This window comes from Pseudoalteromonas carrageenovora IAM 12662 (assembly GCF_900239935.1).
GTDB classification, from domain to species: Bacteria; Pseudomonadota; Gammaproteobacteria; order Enterobacterales; family Alteromonadaceae; genus Pseudoalteromonas; species Pseudoalteromonas carrageenovora.
Genome location: NZ_LT965930.1, coordinates 37,644 through 55,283, shown reverse-complemented (window position 1 = coordinate 55,283; position 17,640 = coordinate 37,644). Strand labels below are relative to the sequence as shown.

The following is a 17,640-nucleotide window of genomic DNA, read 5'->3' as shown; positions in this document are numbered from 1 at the left end:
ATATAAATAGTACGTATAAATAAATTATACGGACACTAAGATACTATGAGCGAACTAACGTACTACGATCTAAGACGCAGCAATGCGATGTCACCGAGTCTACCTGTTCAGGTGGCAAAAGAATTAGGCCGTAGAATAGTCGCTGGCACCTACACTCCTGGTTCACTTATTGATGATGAAAACCGTTTAGCTGAACGCTTTCAAGTAAGTCGAGTCGTTGTTCGAGATGCAGTAAAAATTCTTGTTGGTAAAGGCCTTTTAGATGTACGCAGAGGTATTGGCACTCGCGTAAAAACCCGTGATAACTGGGCGTTGCTTGACGACGATGTTCTTGCTTGGCATTTAAGCGCCCCCCTAAACCCTGAGTTTTTAACACAATTAATGGAATTTCGCTTAGCGTTTGAACCAAAAGCGGCAAGTGTTGCTGCTCAGCGTGCTACGCCTGAAGATATTAAAGCCATAGAAGATGCGTTAAATGAAATGCAAAGCTCAGTAAGCGATTTAGATAAATTTGTTATTGCTGATGCACATTTTCATGGTGCTATACTCCGCGCTTCACACAATGAATTATTTATATCTATGGAGTGTGTTATTTTTTCAGCTTTGCTTGTAAGTATAAAAGTAACCAACCAAAGTGCCGAAAGTAACCATGCTTCTATTCCATTTCATAAAGAAGTCTTTGATGCAATTTCACAAGGTGACAGTGATAAAGCGCTTGCTTTAACCGAAAATCTATTAGCAGATGCTAAAGCTAATTTAGCCAAATTAATGAATATCTGATTTAAATAGCGGCACTAACAAATCATTTAAAGTGAGAGGAATGATTAGCTAATGCCGCAAACACACAACGCTTTTAAAACTTACTTATAAGAAGTATGCAGCATAATTCTTGGCATTGGCTGTAAATTCTTCTAAGCCCATGCCTGCTTTGTACAAGCCACTACCTAAACCAAATCCGGATGCCCCCGCATTAACAAACTCATCTTGGTTTTGCGGTGACACACCGCCAACAGGGTAAATATTAATACCAGAAAGCACGGTAGTAATTGCTTTTAAACCTTTTGGTCCGGCTGTATCTGCTGGAAAAAACTTAAGCGCGTCTGCACCGGCATGTAATGCAGCAAACCCTTCAGTCGGCGTGTAAAACCCTGGTACGCAGTACAGTCCTTTTGATTTACTAAAACGGATCAGCTCTACATCGCTATGCGGCGAAATAATAATACGCCCGCCCGCTTCAATCACTTTTTCAACTTCGTCTTTGGTAACAACGGTGCCTGCACCAATAATCGCTATATCAGCGTACTTTTCGCTTAACAGTTCAATGCTTTTAAAAGCATCTGGAGAGTTTAATGGCACTTCAATAACGCGGTAACCGATATCAATAAGCACCTTTGCATAATCGAGTACTTCGTTAGGTGTAATACCACGCAAAATAGCAACTAATGGTAATTGCTTCATTGCTTGTGTGAGTGAAATTAATGACATTTTTGACTTTCCTTATCAGTGATAAACCCTGCTTTTACAGCAAGCGTAAACATGCCTATTGTAGAAGCGGTTGCACTGCTTAAAATAGAAGACGTAAATCCGAGCTCTTTTAGGGCTTCGCAATAAAGTGTGTTTAAACTGGAATTACCAATCAGATAGACATGTTTAATATCGTTAAGCTGGGTTTTGATACCCGCAAGCTCGGCGCCAATCAATAAACCCGAAAGGTAACTTGGAACATGCTCTGCTAATAACTGCTTATCTAATTTTAATGTACGTGCACTAAATAAAGCGCTCAATAAGCTAGTTTGAGTTTGACTAACACCTACTCCTTTTATAAAACTAGGTATGTCTGTCTGTGTAATATCTAATGAATCTAGGCCATCGCTTAAAATGCTATGCTTAGACAGCAAATTAAACATTTCGCCAGTCATAAATGTACTTAAACTCGTTATAACCGTTTTTTGCTGAGTATCCTTTGCAACTTCAACCCATTTTGAATGCGTCCCTGGTAAGCAAAACATAGTTTCACTTAATGTTTTATTGCTAAGCTCACCAGATTGCTTTTCCACAGCTAAAACAGCCCCAAAAACCTGCACCTCTTCACCACGCATTACATCGCATACATTATTTTCCATCACATACTTTACGCCAGGAACAATACGAATATCTAAGTTAGATTTATTTTTTGCAAGTTGTAAATTATTTGCCATGTCAGCTGAGGTACAAGGCGCATTTACATAACCTGTATCTTGCCAGCCAATTGCGCCACCCACCATGCCAGCCATCATTATGGGTAGTTTTTTGTCTGCTATCCACGGTGAGATATAACCGAGCAACACGGTTTCTATACAGCCGTTTTTTATATTTAATACACCAAGATCGCCGTTTACGGTATCTAAAATAGCGCCTTCGTTATTGATTAAAAAAGCTCTAAAATTAGAGCTTCCCCAATCAACAACAATCAGCGCCGGTAAGTTACTATTGCTGTTGTTCATTAAGCTGTCCTTAACTATTAAATTGATACTTCGTAATGTTTAATAAAGTCAAGATCTGGCTCTATTCCAAGGCCTGGGCCTTTTGGAAGTGCAACAGTGCCATTGTTATTTTTAACCTGCTCGTTTATGTTTAACGACTCTTGCAATAACTGCTCTCTGAACAAGTTAGGTGTTGTATCGTATTCCAGCATAGGCTGTACAGGGTGTGCAGCCCCAGGTAAATCTGGAAGTGCAGCCAATAAATGAAGGTTTGTCCCTACCGCAATTGCTGAGCCCCACACATGATTTACTACAGGAACAAAATGCGCATGCGCCATAGCCAATACTTTTTGATATTCGGTAATACCGCCAAGCGCACACACTTCGGGCTGTAATAAATCAACACATCTATTTTTAATTAAATCTCTGAAGCCCCAGCGAGTAAATTCAGCTTCGCCACCTGCAATACTCATATCAAGGGCTTCGCACAAGTCACGGTAGCCTTGGTGATCTTCTGGCGCAACCGGTTCTTCAAACCAGTAAACACCTAAGTTTTGTAGTTCACGACCTAATGGAATAGCTTCACGCGCAGTATAGGCATGGTTTGCATCAACCATTAAGCGCATATCACTCCCAATACCTTTACGTACGGCCTCAACAAGCTTTACATCACGCTCTGGAGAGAGACCAATTTTCATTTTCATTGCCGTAAAGCCCATTTCTTTAATGCGTTGGCTTTCTTCGGTGAATCGCTCTTCTAAATTAGGGAATTTTTGTAGCATCATGCCGTAACCATAAGCAGGTATACGCTCTCTATAAGCCCCCCCTAACAGTTTATAAACGGGCTGATTTAAAAACTTACCTGCGATATCCCACAGCGCAATATCTACGCCAGATAACGACTGAATTGGCATGCCTTTTTGGCCATGATCGCGTAATAAGTTGTAAACTTTGTGCCAAATAACGTCTCTGTCGAGCGGATCCATACCCAAAATCATCGGTTGAATCACATGTTCAACAATTGTTTTGTTGGCAAATGCAACACCGCCACCACCAAAGCACTCGCCCCAACCAGTAATACCTATATCAGTACGAACTTCAACCAAATGTGCAGTGCGTTTTGCATAGTACTGCTGAGAATAACCTAGCTCTTCATCTAGATCGTATTGTAAAACGTGGCTAATAATTTGAGTTATTTTCATTGTCTGTTCCTTAAACCTTTAACGCACGTGAAACACGTTTGTAGACGAGGTAATCATCTAAAGCTAATAACGAGCAATCAGCCCCAACACCCGATTGTTTAATGCCAAAGTGCGGTAAATTAATACTGTACTTAATCCCGTTTACTTGTACTTCGCCAAAGCGTAAGTGCTTAGCAAAATAAGAAATGGTGTCTTCGTTATTGCTAAAAATAAATGAGCTTAAACCAGCGTCTGTATCATTAGCATCGCTAAGCACTTGATCGTTATCGCTAAATGAAATAATGCTAATAACAGGGCCAAATATTTCGTCTTTGTATATTTTCATGCTCGAATCAACATTTGTGAGCACGGTTGGTTCGTAAAAATATCCAGTAACGCCGGCAGGCTTTTTACCCCCTAGCTGCAATTTTGCCCCATTTTGCTGTGCATCCTTCACGAGCTCATCGATACGTTGCCATGAGTTGGCATCCATAACAGGGCCCATATCAATAGCCTCGTTTTTATCAAAACCAACCTTTACTGCTTTTGCACGTGTAAGTACTTTTTCAATAAATTCATCAGCAACGCTTTCGTGTACAAATACGCGGTTTGGGGTCACACAAATTTGCCCTGCGTTGGCAAATTTAACGCCACAAATTACATCTGCCGCGTTATCTAAATTTGCATCGCTACATACAATAGCTGGTGCATTACCACCAAGTTCCATTGAGTAACGCTTAATTGAAGTAGCACCTGTTGCAATGACATGCTTACCTACATTAGTAGAGCCAATTAAAGTAAGTATTGAGGGGATGGTTGATGCTGAAATGGCATCGCCGACGGTGCTATCAGTGCCCGAAAGTATGTTAACCACACCTGCTGGCAAACCTATTTTTTCACATAATTCACCTACTGCATATGCAGACAAAGGGGTTTTGCTTGACGGCTTTACTACAAGTGGACAGCCTGCTGCCATTGCTGGGCCTAATTTATAAGCTAAATTTAATAATGGAAAATTCCACGCTAAAAAGGCAGCGGCTACACCCGCTGGCTCGCGGCTTAATGTATGGCTATGCGTACCTTCAGTGTCATTTAATTCTTCGTCAACCATATTAACAATTGCGTCGGCATAGAAGGTCAGGCTATCAACCAACATTTGATAGTCATCAGCGGTTGAATCCCACGGTTTTGCCATTTCTAAATGAACGCATTCACGTAGGTGCTCTTCATTTTCAATTACAGCATCACGCAGTTTAAGCATCCATTGTGCACGCTCTTTTGCAGGCGTCGCTGACCAAGTTGCAAACGCGCTTTGCGCAGCATCAAGTGCTAACGACGCTTCATTTATACCTGCTGCTGATATTTGCCCAACAGCTTCAAGTGTTGCAGGGTTAATAACATCAGTTGAAACATCACTGGTTATCAATTTACCGCCAATATACAGTTGTTTAGAAAGCATTCTGTCGCTCCATTATTATCTACAACACCCACAAGGGTTAAATGATCAAAAAAAGGCACGTCGGCCTTAATACATAGCAACTATTTAAACATATGATGTTTGAATGAGCAAACAGAAAATACATTTAGTTAACAAAAAATACTAGTCGCCAAAACTTAGTTTGGCCTTTTACTACTATGCCTTGTTCACTACTTTGTATTGAATGTTGTAAGGAATCGCTATTACCTATACACGGTTCTATCCCCAGTACAAAAGGAGCTGAAGCTCCAGTTGCAGACCAACCATTGTAATTAAACCAAAGCCCTAAGTGACTTATGCTTGCTGATGAAAATTCAAACCCGCAGCTTTGCTGAGCTTTATCATCAACCAGTTTTACAATTATATTTTGATCTTTATAAGTACCCGTATTTAAGTGTTTGCTAAAAACCTTACTTGCAAAACCACTGTTATAGGACATAACTTTATTTAGCGGAGGGACTTTAGTTGAGCACTCACTCCAATTAATAAAGGCACTATTAACGTTATAAAAACGACTAAGCCCTTCGTCAACTTTAAACTCCATATGTTTGCTATTTATTGAAATACGCATTTCTGGTTCTACAGCAAAAATAGGATGCGCTGACCAAACAAATGGGAGATTGTGCGTTGTGTTATTTTTTACGTGGTAATCAACAAGCAGCCGCTTACTGTGTTTTTTTAAGGTAAACGTTCTTATAAATGTAAAAGTAGAGTCAAAAACCTCAGCTTGTAAGCTAAGTATTATTTCTTCATCGCTAATATGGGTATTAGTTATTTGCCATGCTTGGCACCACAATTCACCATGATCATGTGAAAAATGCGTTTTATTGGGGATATGTTCGTACAGCTGAGGAGAAATACCCGGAAAACATTCATCCCAACCACCGCTATCATGCTCAGAGAAATCATTATTTTTTGCAGGTTTTAAAGTGATTTGTTTATCGTGAGCAAGCCACTCTCTATTGTGTTTTAAGCTTACAATAGAGATGACTTTTGCACCCAACTGAGGAATGACTGTAATAGCAAGCTCACTATTTTTTAGCAAAATAGCCTCAAAACCATGAGCCTTACAGTGTATTAAGTTAAGCACTTTAATCGTGATAAATTACAGAACGGCCACCATCAATGATTAAGCTTTGCCCTGTCATAAAACTCGAATCTGAACTGGCTAAAAACACGGCTGGGTAAGCAATTTCTTCAGTTGTTCCATTTCGTTTTAGAGGATGTACATCGCCCATTGCTTTGCGTGAAGCTTGCGGATCGTCTGTTTGCTCCCACGACTTAAACGCCATAGGTGTTTCTATCATGCCTGGGCACAGTGCGTTTACTCGTATGTTGTGCTTTGCGTATTCAACGGCCAAGTTTTTAGTTAACCCTATAACCGCATGCTTAGTTACCGCATACGGAAAATATCCCGGTACAATTTTATAAGAATGCACAGAACCTACGTTTATAATACTGCCCCGGCCTAACTCTTTCATATGCTCAAGTACGGCTACAGCACATTGCCACATACCTTCAACATTGACCGCAAAGCTATCTCGCCACATTTGTGGAGTAACGTCATCTACGTTTCGCCCGGGGCTAATTAAAGCCGCGTTATTAACTAAAACACTGGGCTTGCCGAGCTCATTAACTACTTTTTCAATCATGTTTTTTATAGCCGTTTCATCGCTAATATCGGTATGAGCAAAAATAGCATCAAACCCTTTGCTTTTTAGCTCTGCTACAACACTTTCGCCCATTTCTTTATTTATATCGGCAACACACACTTTAGCGCCTTGCTCACAAAATATGCGTGCTACAGTTTTTCCAATTCCATCGGCTGCACCAGTAACAATAGCAACTTCGTTTAATAATCGTGATGACATAGATATGTTCCTTATTTATTGAGCCCAGGGACCAAATCACGTTCAATGGCCTCAATAGACTTACCCTTAGTTTCGGGTAGTATGAATGCCATAACAATACATCCTACAACAGCGACCCCTCCATAATATAAAAACGTATTTGCTGCGCCCATGTTCTCTAATTGCCAAGGGAAAAACTGCTGAATACTCCAGCTAGAAATACTCTGTACTAAGGCAGCAAAGGGTAGGGCAACACTGCGTACTCGGCTTGAAAATATCTCCGAGAATATCACCCACATGATTGGCCCTATCGACATATTAAAGGCGGCTAAAAATGCAAATAATCCAAATAAAACATACGCAGGACTAATATTTATAGAAGCATTAATAATTGCACCGGTAACAACTGGTAGCTCTTTTTTACTGTAAATAGTGGCTAAGTCTGCTTTTAGTGCAACATCAGTACTATATATTTTATTTTCGAAAACGTGCAGCTTTGTAATATCTACTTTTTGCTCTGCAACTTTAGATATTGCCTCACTGTTGAGTGAATACGTGGCATTTTCAAAGCCATGCCAAATTGATATATGCGCAACAGCAATAAGCAATAAACCGGTAATTGTTAATGTTCTTCTGCCGAGTTTTTCAACAAAGAATATGGCGACCAATGTAAATAATACAGATACGCCACCAAGTACTATTGTTTGTAGAAATGAATTTTCAACGCTCATACCTATTTGTTCAAACACGGTAGGCGCATAAAACAGTACGGCGTTCATACCGGTTGCGCCCTGCACTACCGCGTAACATACAGCAAGTAATACAACAAAACGCATAGGCTTACTAAACAATACTTTAAGTTGCTCTAGTGCACTGCTTTTTGAATCTTCTTGGATGGTTGCTTTAATATCGTTGAGTACTACTTCGGTATCGGCGTTATTGATTCCCATACCTTTGAATACATCGCGTGCTTCTTCATCACGTTTTTTGCTCATTAACCAGCGCGGCGATTCAGGAATCGTCATTAATAACGAAAACCAAATAATATTAGGCACAATTTCAAAGCCAAGCATATAACGCCAAATATTGGCTTCATTTAACCATTCCATTGAGCCCATGTTTTTAACAAAAAAGTAATTAACAACAAACGCAAATAAGCTGCCCAAGGTTATAAGCAACTGATTAACTGATACAAATTTGCCTCGTTTATTAGCGGGTGCAATTTCACCAATGTACATGGCTGAGACGGTTATGGAGGCAAATGCGACCCCTCCTATAAAGCGGCCAACAACCAGCATGGGGTAACTTACCGCAAAAGAAGAAATAACCGTTGAGAGTGAATACGTTAAAGCAATACCAATAAGCACCTTTTTACGACCAAATTTTTGACATAAAGTCCCTGTAAAAAACAGTGCGATGATTACGCCGACAATGGCGCAACCCACTACATTACCAGTTTGTAAACTGGTTAGCTCAAACTGCGAACTAACATAACGTAACGCCCCCGATATATTGGCCGCGTCTAGGCCAAAGACAAATCCGCCAAATGCTGCAATGAGGGAGTACTTAATTGCTTTTGTTGATTGTGTGTGTGTGTCTTTCAATGTATTACCCTTAGTTTTATTTTTATACTTTTACTGTGTTGGTAATAAGTGCTCTACAACATATAAAAGAATAACATTGATAGAATTAGTAAAAACAATATAAACATATGATGTTTATGTATGCAATGTGTTTTTTCTCTCACATCTAATCAATGTAAGAGAAAAAACACAAAATTAATATTTAAAGTGAATACGTAAAATTAAAAGCCGTCTATTTTAACGCAAGGCTCTGATACGCCTTTTACCGCATTTTTAAATGCAAGCGTAGCGCCGTGAGGTATAGCATCAACTGGGGTATCTTCTAGGCCACATTGTGCTGACGTTACGTAAAGTGTTGTACCGTCATCGCCAAACGCTGGGCAGGTAGGGCGAGGTGTTTGAGTCGCCAAGCTTTGAATTACCTTAGCTTCGGGCGATATGCAATCTACACGTGCGCCATCCCAAAGTGCAATCCACATGTTGCCTTCGCTATCAATTATAGCGCCATCAGGTGATACAGCTGAGCTTGAATAGTCAAAAAATAACACGCTCTCCCCTATTGGCGAACCTGTAAGTGAGTCGACGTCAAATCGGTAAATTTTTTGCGTTTTTGAATCTGCGTAATAAGCTCTTGCACGCAACTTATCAAAACAAATACCATTGGGTATGGTTAAATCACTAACAACTTGAGTAACTACGCCGTTGTAATAACGATATATAGCCCCTTCGTTTTCGTGAGCATCGCTGTGCATTGTGCTTATCCAAAACCCACCCCACGGATCGGCACGCCCATCGTTGCTGCGGTTGTCAGGTTTATCTGCTTCAACGCTGCACAAAAAAGTTTGCTTATGCGTGCTGGTATTATAGGTATTTAGGCCTTTATCACTTGATAGTAATAGGGTTTCATTGTTTACCCAAGCCAAAGCGGTAACCATATCATCAAAGCGTTGCTCGACTTTATGGTCGCCTTTTCTGCTGTGCAAAATATGGTTTGGAAAATCGACCCAATAAAGCGTTTGTGTCATCGGGTGCCACAAAGGGCCCTCGCCTACAAAATTTAGTGTGTTATCAAAAACAGTTGCTGTAAGTGTATTCATTTAATTCTCTGAGCAAGTTACCAGTTAGTATGTGAGCCATCACGCTTTGATAAATGCGGCGCTTCGGTTTCTACAGGGGTTGCCAATTTGAACGCGGCTTCGTTCACTTCAACACCTAAACCAGGTACTTCAGGAATGGTAAACTTATTACCTGTTAATACATGCTGCTTAGGAAAAAGAAGTGGATCATGGGCGCCAAACTCACTAAATGGCCCCTGGTGTGTTTCCATTAAGCCTAAATTTGGTAGTGCTGCTGCAAAATGATTTGTTGCTGCTGTACACACAGGGCCAAGCGGGTTATGTGGCATAACATCTATATAATGTGCCTCAGCCCAGCCTGCTACTTTCATCGCCTCCGTTAAGCCACCAATGTTACACACATCTACACGTAAATATTGAGTAAGCCCCTGCTCTATATAAGGCTTAGCTGCCCATTTAGAACTAAATTCTTCACCAATAGCAAAAGGAATATGCGTTAAAGTACGCAGCGTTTTATATGCATCAGGAGACTCATGACGAATCGGCTCTTCAATAAAATCAAGCGTGTCGGGCTTTAAACGTTGGCAAAACGAAGCGGCTTCAGCCACGCTTAATCTGTGATGGTAATCAATACCGAGTGTAATATCAGGCCCAAGTACTTTACGCAGCTCATTTAAGCAGCGAGCTGTGCGCGTTATAGATTCTTGTGGTTCAAAAAAAACAGGGTCGTCAAAACGACTCGGTATCACTCTAATTGTTGTCCAACCTAGCGCTATAAGTGCTTTAGCTTCTTTTACTAAATCATCAAATTTATCTGGGTCGGCCTCAGTATAGCAACACGCAAAACACGCTATGTGCTCACGTTGTTTACCGCCTAAAAGTTGATACACCGGCACTTGTAATGATTTACCTAAAATATCATAAAGGGCAATATCAATCGCTGAAATAGCGGCCGTAATTACACGGCCACCTTCAAAATAATGACTTCGATAAAGCTCTTGCCAAATACGACCAATTTTACGAGGGTCTTGACCTTTCAAAAAGCCTGCAAAATGCTGTATGGCACCAATGACTGCATGCTCACGATTTGAAAGACCAGACTCGCCCCAGCCAACAATACCACACTCGGTTACAACTTTTACTAAAAGCTGGTTACGTTTGCCAACGCAGCCTAGTAATGCTTCAACAGATTCTATTTTCATTTATTATTACCTATAAATTTTTAAGGCTGAGTGGCTGGTAATCGGTATTTGTCCATGCGGTCAATATCGTATTTTTCGTATTTTCTTTTTAATAACCAACGCGGACGCTCAAGTGTAAGTTCCCAGTCAAACAATGATTTAAACATAGATTTAACGCGTTCAGGATTTTTTGCTGCTAAATTTGTTTGCTCACCAACATCTGTACTCAAGTCGAACAGTTCTGCAGGGCGGTCTGGATAACGAATAAGCTTCCAATCGTTATCACGAATAACCGCTCTGTTTTCTTTTTTCCAATACATAACTTTGTGCGGGCGCTCTGTATTTTTACCTTGAATATAAGGGAGTAAATCAACGCCATCAATATCACTACCTAACGCTTTACCTTGTGCCGCACTGTAAAAGGTGGGCAGTAAATCGAGTGTACTAACCGGGTAGTCGTAAACAGAACCTGGTTTAATATGCTTAGGCCAACTCATTACAAACGGTACTCGAATACCGCCCTCTAGCTGGTTAGACTTAGTACCCGCAAGAGGTGCATTATTTGATGCGTTTTTATCAGAAGGACCACCGTTGTCGTTTGAAAAAACCACAATAGTATTGTCATCTAAACCTAGCTCTTTAAGTTTATCAAGTACATAACCACTGGCTCTGTCTAGCCCTAGGGTCATTGCAGCAAGCTCTTTGCGTTTACCGGTTAAATGAGGGAATTTTGCTAAGTCTTTAGGGTCTGATTCAAGCGGGGTGTGTACTGCATTGAATGCTAAGTAGATAAAAAAGGGTTCATCTTTATTTTCTTCAATATATTTTACAGCTTCTTTACCTAACTCGTCGGTTAAATACTCTTTTGGCTCTTCGTAATTACCAAAGTTGCGTTCTAATTTTTTATCAAAAAAATGTTTGTTTCCTTTTTTCATTTCTTGTTCTGAATAGCTAAAGTAGCTTCTGTCACCACCTCTAAACCCTAAAAAGGTATCAAAACCACGCTTTAAAGGATGAAACCTGTCGGCGTCACCTAAATGCCACTTACCAAATACCGCTGTTTTATAACCTTGCTCTTTAAGGTAATCTGCCATCGTTTTTTGATCTAGCGGCAAGCCCATATCTGCACCTTTTAATGCAGAATTATCACTCATAAAACCCGGTACATTAATTTCTTCATAGCCAAAGCGTTGTTGGTACTTACCTGTCATTAAACCTGCGCGTGAAGGACCGCAGGTAGAATCACTTACGTAACCTTGAGTAAAGCGTACACCGCTTTGGGCAAGTTTATCTAAATTAGGTGTTTTGAGCTGCGTACTACCTTGAAAGCCAAAATCACCAAAACCTGCATCATCAGCAAAAATTAAAACAATATTAGGTTTTTCTGTTTGTGCTTTTGCCATTGCATTAGTACTAACGCAAAAGCCTAAACATACAGAAAGAAGAACAAGTAGCTTATTCATCACAGTTTCCTATTTAATATAATAGTTAAGCACATAGCTAAAAAATATTAATTACACCATAGCTAACATATTGGTTATATTAGACTATTACGGCTAGTTAATTTAATGGTTGAGTTGTAAATAATGCGTTTATAAATCACAATATCGCTACACTAAACAAAACATAACAATATTGCAAACATATGATGTATGATATTCTGAAATTAATTTTTCAATTTCTTACTATTACTTAAGCCTAATGACAGTGTCAGTTTAAAGGCAAAGCCTATTTACTGTGTGCTTAGCTGCGGCCCGTTATTTAATTTTAAGTATGTATTGGTGTGCTATTAAAGGTGAATTCTAAAATGATAAATATAAAAAACAGCCTTTTTGTTGTTCTTTTTTTATGCAGTTGCTTTTCAGCGATTGCAAACGAGGAATGCCAGTCTTGTCATCAACAACAAACCCATGATTGGAAGCAGTCAGACCATGCAAACTCAATGGCTTTAGCCAATAAAGATACCGTGCTTGGTGATTTTAGTAATATAACCGCGACCCACTTTTCTCAAAAAGCCGTTTTTTATAAAGAAAAAGAGTCCTTTTTAATTGATTTGACCGAGCAAGGCACTAAAAAACGTACACCGTAAGTTATGTATTTGGCTTTGACCCATTGCAGCAGTATTTAATTGAAGTTGAAAAAGGCAAATACCAAGTATTTCCTTTTGCATGGGATAGTCGCGCTAAATCACTAGGCGGCCAGCGTTGGTATGCTAACTACGCTAACGAGGATGTAAAACCTAACGACCGTCTCCATTGGCTGCAACCTCTACAAAACTGGAACGGCATGTGCGCCGATTGCCATTCAGATAATTTAAAGCGTAATTACACTACTGAAAAAGAAAGCTTTGATACGCACTTTTCAAATATTAATGTGGGTTGTAAATCGTGCCACAGCGATATAACGGATGAACATAAAACTAAAAAAGTGACTAAATCGGCTCAAACAAGCCCTACCAATATGTCGCAGTGGAAAATAATTGGCGATAATAAAATTGCTACTTGGCAAGGTGAGCCGCGCGATAACAGCTTTATGCAAGGCTGTTATGCGTGTCATTCGCTTAGAAGCCCACTGACTGATGGCTTTGATAACAGCCAAGCGTTTTTAGACCAATTTAGCCCTTCATTTTTAGAACCGAATTTGTATCACGCCGATGGCCAAATTAAAGAAGAAGTGTATGTGTTTGGCTCTTTTGCACAAAGTAAAATGTACAAAGCCGGGGTTAACTGTGTTGACTGCCACGATAAACACACCATGAAAGTTAAAACAAAAACAAATGGGCTGTGCTTACAGTGCCACAGTGCGAGCGAATACAACAAACCCGAGCATCATCGTCATAAAGAACAATCAACCGGGGCGCAATGTGTTAACTGCCATATGCCAACCAACAGATACATGGGCGTTGATGACAGGCGCGACCACAGCTTTAAAATTCCGCGCCCTGACATATCAATAAAATACGATACACCTAATGCATGTGTGCAATGCCACGACGGTAAAACCAACGAATGGGCAGAAAGCACACTTGAAAAATGGCATGGTAAAGCACCTGAATTAAGTGCAAGCGAGCACAGTATGCTTGAACTGCGCTCATTAAAAGCGATATCGCAAAATGCACATATGAGCTTAATTAATGACTTTTCGTTAAACGAAATAGACCGCGCCAGTGCAATTGCATATCTAGGCAACTCAGGTGCTGAGCTAAACGATGCCACAGTAAAAAGTTGGGTTAATTCGCCGCTTCCGCTTATTCGCTTAGCGATTGCTAAAGTGGGCTTTTTACTCCCCGAAGCAGAGCGCTTGAAAAGCTACAAACAACTATTAACCGACAAATTAAAGTCAGTGCGTGTTGCTGCAGCGCAAAACCTAAGCCAAACAACAGCGCAGTTAAACGGGCTTAATCAATCAATTATAGAGCTCGCACACGCCAATACCGTCAATACATGGCGCGGTGAAGGCAACATCAATCAAAGTCTGCTCGCGCTTAACAAGCAAGACATAAACGGTGCTATAAAGTCGTTACAAAAAGGCATTAGCGTTGACCCTTACTTTGATGCAAGTTATGTAAATTTAGCCGATATTTATTATCGCCTTGGTCAAACAGCAAAAATGCAAAGCACGTTAAACAGTGGTTTAAACGCAGTACCTACCTCTGCGCCGCTGCATTATGCAAATGGTATGGCGCTTATTAGAAGCGGTAACAAACCTGCAGCAGTTGATTCGTTTAAACGCGCAATGACACTTGAGAGTAATAACGTGCAATACGCTTATTTGTATTTTTTAGCACTAGATAGCATTGGCTCAACAGCGCAAGCTGTGAGTGAATTAAAACTCAAAATTGGTGCTTATAATAATGCGCAGCAGCTTAAAAACTTAGGGATGAGCTTTGCTCAAAAGCTGAAAAATTCTGAGGATTACCACTTTTTTGCTCGTTTAAAATAATTTTTAAAAATTGAATTATTTTTTCAACCTAAATTTGTAATTTAGATTAGAGATTAAAATTCAGTCACTTAACTTAATAATCTTGTGTTACTTAAACAGCAATACAAGGTTACAACCTCAATATTACAAGCAACATTTAATAAACAAGTAATCAACACATTGCACTTGCAAACATCATATGTTTAAATTGTTAGAATGAATCATTCGCGGTTATTTACACTTCTTGATTGCTTATAGCTTTATCGCAATTAAGAGTCGCTGTTTAATTAGCCTGATTCTAAATAACAGATACTGCCGTTGCATTATCTGCACACACAGTAATTATGAAGAAACGGAGTGGTTAAAATGCTTAAACACAGTAAATTGCATACAGCAATATTACTTGCATGTTGTTCTTTATCAGCTTTCACACACACTGCATATGCACAAGAAGAAACAACCGCAAAACAAGCTAAAAGCAATTCAGACGATTTTGAAGTTATTTTAGTGAGCGCACAAAAACGCGATCAAGCATTAAAAGAAGTTCCCTCTTCAATCGAAGTGCTAAGCGGTGATTTAATTGAAGAAATTGGTATAGATAATGGGTTTGATCTAGTCACCTACTTACCTGGTTTTGGCATTGATGACAGCAGTGAAATACGAACTACAACATTAAAAACACGTGGTATAGGCACTTTCACAAATTCAATTGGCTTACAGTCTTCAAACCTAGTCGTTATAGATGGTGAAGTATTACCTCGCCAATCAATGCTTAACTTACCTATTTCAGATGTACAGCGTGTAGAAGCAATGCGCGGCCCACAAGGCACTTTATTTGGCCAAAACACATCAACAGGCCTATTGCATTATGTAACTAAAAAGCCGCAACTAGATGACCGAGTTTCAGGCACGGTTAGAGCACAAGTTACTGAGTTTGATGGCACTGATTTTAGCGGCACCGTAAATGTACCACTTAACGAAAACTGGGCAGCTCGATTTAACGCACAATACAGTGATATTGATGGTTGGATAAAAAACACCATGCCTGGTGAAGAAGATTACACTATTGGCGCAAAAACAACGAAAGCTGGTCGCGGCCAACTTTTGTACGACAACGGTGAAGAGCTAAACGTACTATTTCGCTTAGAATATTCAGAGACAGACACAAATTGTTGTTCTCTTACTCGTTTAGGAGGAATAAACCCAGATTTTGGCCCTCGTCCAATTGTTAATGTAAAAGATGATGGCACCATTGAAGGCACAACTTATAACCGTGTTAATCCTGAGTCTACTTTTGAAGAAGCCGGCGGCCCAGTTACATCACGTAATGCAGAAGGTAACTTTGGTAGAACAGAAAATTTTGGCTTTTCAATATCGGCTGATTACTACCTAAATGATGAAATTACGCTTAGCTATAATGGTAGCTACAGAGATTTTGATTTATATAACAGTTCAGCATTTTTCACTATTAATTTTCCTGTAGAGCGAACCGCTTTTGGTGGTAACGAATCAGTTGATGTGCTTCAACAAGAATTTCGCATCTCATCGTTTAACAATGAAAAGTTTGATTGGGTATTAGGCCTTTTTTACCATGATACCGACGGCCAACGCTCAGAGGTACGCGATGGCTGTATTGCAGGTAACCGTGGCTTTATTGAAGGCGGCGAATTAACAGGGTGTTATTCAAAGCAATCTACCGATGCTTTTTTAGCTAACTATGCAACTACTGGCGATGACGACCGCTCATTACTAACGCCTTCTCGCTTACTAAATAGTGGTGATTTTACAACTGGCTTTGAAAACGTCGCTATTTTTGGACAACTTGAATACCAAATAACTGAGCAATTAGATGCTACTTTTGGTTTTAGATTATTACACGAAAAAAGTGATGCAACCTTTGCTCGTACAGATTTGGCAACACCTTCTACGGGTGTTGGAATGGAAACATTCAATGAAGTATTAGAGCTTGCTCAAACAGATCCATCGCTTATTTTACGCCAAGACGCGCCAACTAAATTTGATAACTCAGACACCGCCTTTATATACAAAGCGGTTGTAGGGTATGACTTTACTGATGATATTCGCGGTTATGTAAATTATTCTACCGGCTATAAAGGGGCATCTTACTTTGTAACAACAAATACAGACCCTGCCGATGCAGACAACTTCCCTACCGCTCCTGAAAACTCTTCAAACTTTGAAGTAGGTCTGCGTTCAGCGTATTTTGATAATGATTTACTGTTTAACTTTACGTACTTTGATATGAAAGTTGACGATTATCAAGTGCGTGCCAGCCGTGTAATAGATGAAGAAAATAACATTATTTTTGCAGGCTATGTAAACGCAGCACAAGCACGTTCAACCGGTATTGAAGCCGATGTAGTGGTTAAAATATCAGATAAATTAAAGTGGTCGTTTAACTACGCTTATTTTGATGCTCGCTACGAGGACTTTGCTGATACACCTATAAACTGTCCTGCAGATGATGGTGGGTTACTTGCTTCTCGTTGTACAACTGATTCAACAGGCCGTCAGAGCTTTGATCAAACGGGTTTATCTTTCCCTAATAATGCTGAGCAGCAATTTTTAAGTACTATTTCATATAATACACAAATTGCTGATACAGGCTGGAATGCTAATACACGTGCAGTTTGGCGTTATAATGGCAGCCATACACAATCAATTAACGAACTTGCCTTTGGCGAATCAGCTAACCCATCGTCAAGCATTTGGGATGGTTACTTAAGCGTAAGCAAAGATAACTTACAGTTTAGTGTATTCATTAAAAACTTATTTGATAAGTCGTACACTACTCGCCAACGTATAAACTCTGAAGGTTTTGGTGAAGCGTTTTACCCTCGTGATTGGAAACGTTATGTAGGTGCAAGTGTTGAGTATAGCTTTTAGTA

Annotated in this window: 14 protein-coding genes; 4 read left to right on the top strand and 10 right to left on the bottom strand. The window is 39.8% G+C overall.

Features of this window, described 5'->3' with window-relative positions; translation table 11 throughout:
* Positions 1 to 45 precede the first annotated feature (45 nt).
* Complete coding sequence (locus ALFOR1_RS20085) at positions 46 to 780, top strand: FadR/GntR family transcriptional regulator (RefSeq protein WP_165491339.1); 735 nt, start codon at positions 46 to 48, stop codon at positions 778 to 780.
* An 84-nt stretch (positions 781 to 864) separates the two neighbouring features.
* Here the strand turns inward: ALFOR1_RS20085 and ALFOR1_RS20080 are convergent, their stop codons facing one another.
* The 10 genes from ALFOR1_RS20080 to ALFOR1_RS20035 form a co-directional block, all read right to left on the bottom strand.
* Positions 865 to 1,485 (bottom strand): 2-dehydro-3-deoxy-6-phosphogalactonate aldolase, encoded by a 621-nt coding sequence (locus tag ALFOR1_RS20080; protein ID WP_104644219.1) that lies wholly within the window; start codon positions 1,483 to 1,485, stop codon positions 865 to 867.
* Complete coding sequence (locus tag ALFOR1_RS20075) at positions 1,476 to 2,483, bottom strand: 2-dehydro-3-deoxygalactonokinase (protein ID WP_104644218.1); 1,008 nt, start codon at positions 2,481 to 2,483, stop codon at positions 1,476 to 1,478. The genes ALFOR1_RS20080 and ALFOR1_RS20075 overlap by 10 nt, the downstream gene beginning before the upstream one ends.
* Before the next feature lie 17 nt (positions 2,484 to 2,500).
* Complete coding sequence (locus ALFOR1_RS20070; RefSeq protein ID WP_104644217.1) at positions 2,501 to 3,664, bottom strand: mandelate racemase/muconate lactonizing enzyme family protein; 1,164 nt, start codon at positions 3,662 to 3,664, stop codon at positions 2,501 to 2,503.
* Positions 3,665 to 3,674: 10 nt separating this feature from the next.
* A complete protein-coding gene (locus ALFOR1_RS20065; protein ID WP_104644216.1) occupies positions 3,675 to 5,102 on the bottom strand; it encodes an NAD-dependent succinate-semialdehyde dehydrogenase in 1,428 nt (475 codons plus the stop codon).
* Positions 5,103 to 5,226: 124 nt separating this feature from the next.
* A complete protein-coding gene (locus tag ALFOR1_RS20060) occupies positions 5,227 to 6,165 on the bottom strand; it encodes an aldose epimerase family protein (protein WP_131692548.1) in 939 nt (312 codons plus the stop codon).
* A 46-nt stretch (positions 6,166 to 6,211) separates the two neighbouring features.
* Positions 6,212 to 6,991 (bottom strand): glucose 1-dehydrogenase, encoded by a 780-nt coding sequence (locus ALFOR1_RS20055; protein WP_104644214.1) that lies wholly within the window; start codon positions 6,989 to 6,991, stop codon positions 6,212 to 6,214.
* Between the two features lie 11 nt (positions 6,992 to 7,002).
* On the bottom strand, positions 7,003 to 8,574 hold the full coding sequence (locus tag ALFOR1_RS20050) for a sugar porter family MFS transporter (protein ID WP_104644213.1): 1,572 nt from the start codon (positions 8,572 to 8,574) through the stop codon (positions 7,003 to 7,005).
* A gap of 200 nt (positions 8,575 to 8,774) precedes the next feature.
* The gene (locus ALFOR1_RS20045; RefSeq protein ID WP_104644212.1) at positions 8,775 to 9,650 is read right to left on the bottom strand and encodes an SMP-30/gluconolactonase/LRE family protein; all 876 of its coding nucleotides are present in this window, start codon (positions 9,648 to 9,650) and stop codon (positions 8,775 to 8,777) included.
* A gap of 17 nt (positions 9,651 to 9,667) precedes the next feature.
* On the bottom strand, positions 9,668 to 10,831 hold the full coding sequence (locus tag ALFOR1_RS20040) for a mandelate racemase/muconate lactonizing enzyme family protein (protein ID WP_104644211.1): 1,164 nt from the start codon (positions 10,829 to 10,831) through the stop codon (positions 9,668 to 9,670).
* 20 nt (positions 10,832 to 10,851) lie between these two features.
* Positions 10,852 to 12,273, bottom strand: coding sequence for a sulfatase (locus ALFOR1_RS20035; protein WP_104644210.1), 1,422 nt, complete (start codon positions 12,271 to 12,273; stop codon positions 10,852 to 10,854).
* Positions 12,274 to 12,617: 344 nt separating this feature from the next.
* Here ALFOR1_RS20035 and ALFOR1_RS20595 point away from each other — a divergent pair, with 344 nt between their 5' ends.
* The 3 genes from ALFOR1_RS20595 (at position 12,618) to ALFOR1_RS20025 (ending at position 17,638) form a co-directional block, all read left to right on the top strand.
* Complete coding sequence (locus ALFOR1_RS20595; RefSeq protein ID WP_232007071.1) at positions 12,618 to 12,899, top strand: cytochrome c family protein; 282 nt, start codon at positions 12,618 to 12,620, stop codon at positions 12,897 to 12,899.
* A 23-nt stretch (positions 12,900 to 12,922) separates the two neighbouring features.
* The gene (locus ALFOR1_RS20030; protein WP_232007070.1) at positions 12,923 to 14,752 is read left to right on the top strand and encodes a hypothetical protein; all 1,830 of its coding nucleotides are present in this window, start codon (positions 12,923 to 12,925) and stop codon (positions 14,750 to 14,752) included.
* A 345-nt stretch (positions 14,753 to 15,097) separates the two neighbouring features.
* Entirely contained in the window at positions 15,098 to 17,638 is a 2,541-nt protein-coding gene (locus ALFOR1_RS20025) for a TonB-dependent receptor (protein WP_104644209.1), read from the top strand.
* The last annotated feature ends 2 nt before the right edge of the window (positions 17,639 to 17,640 follow it).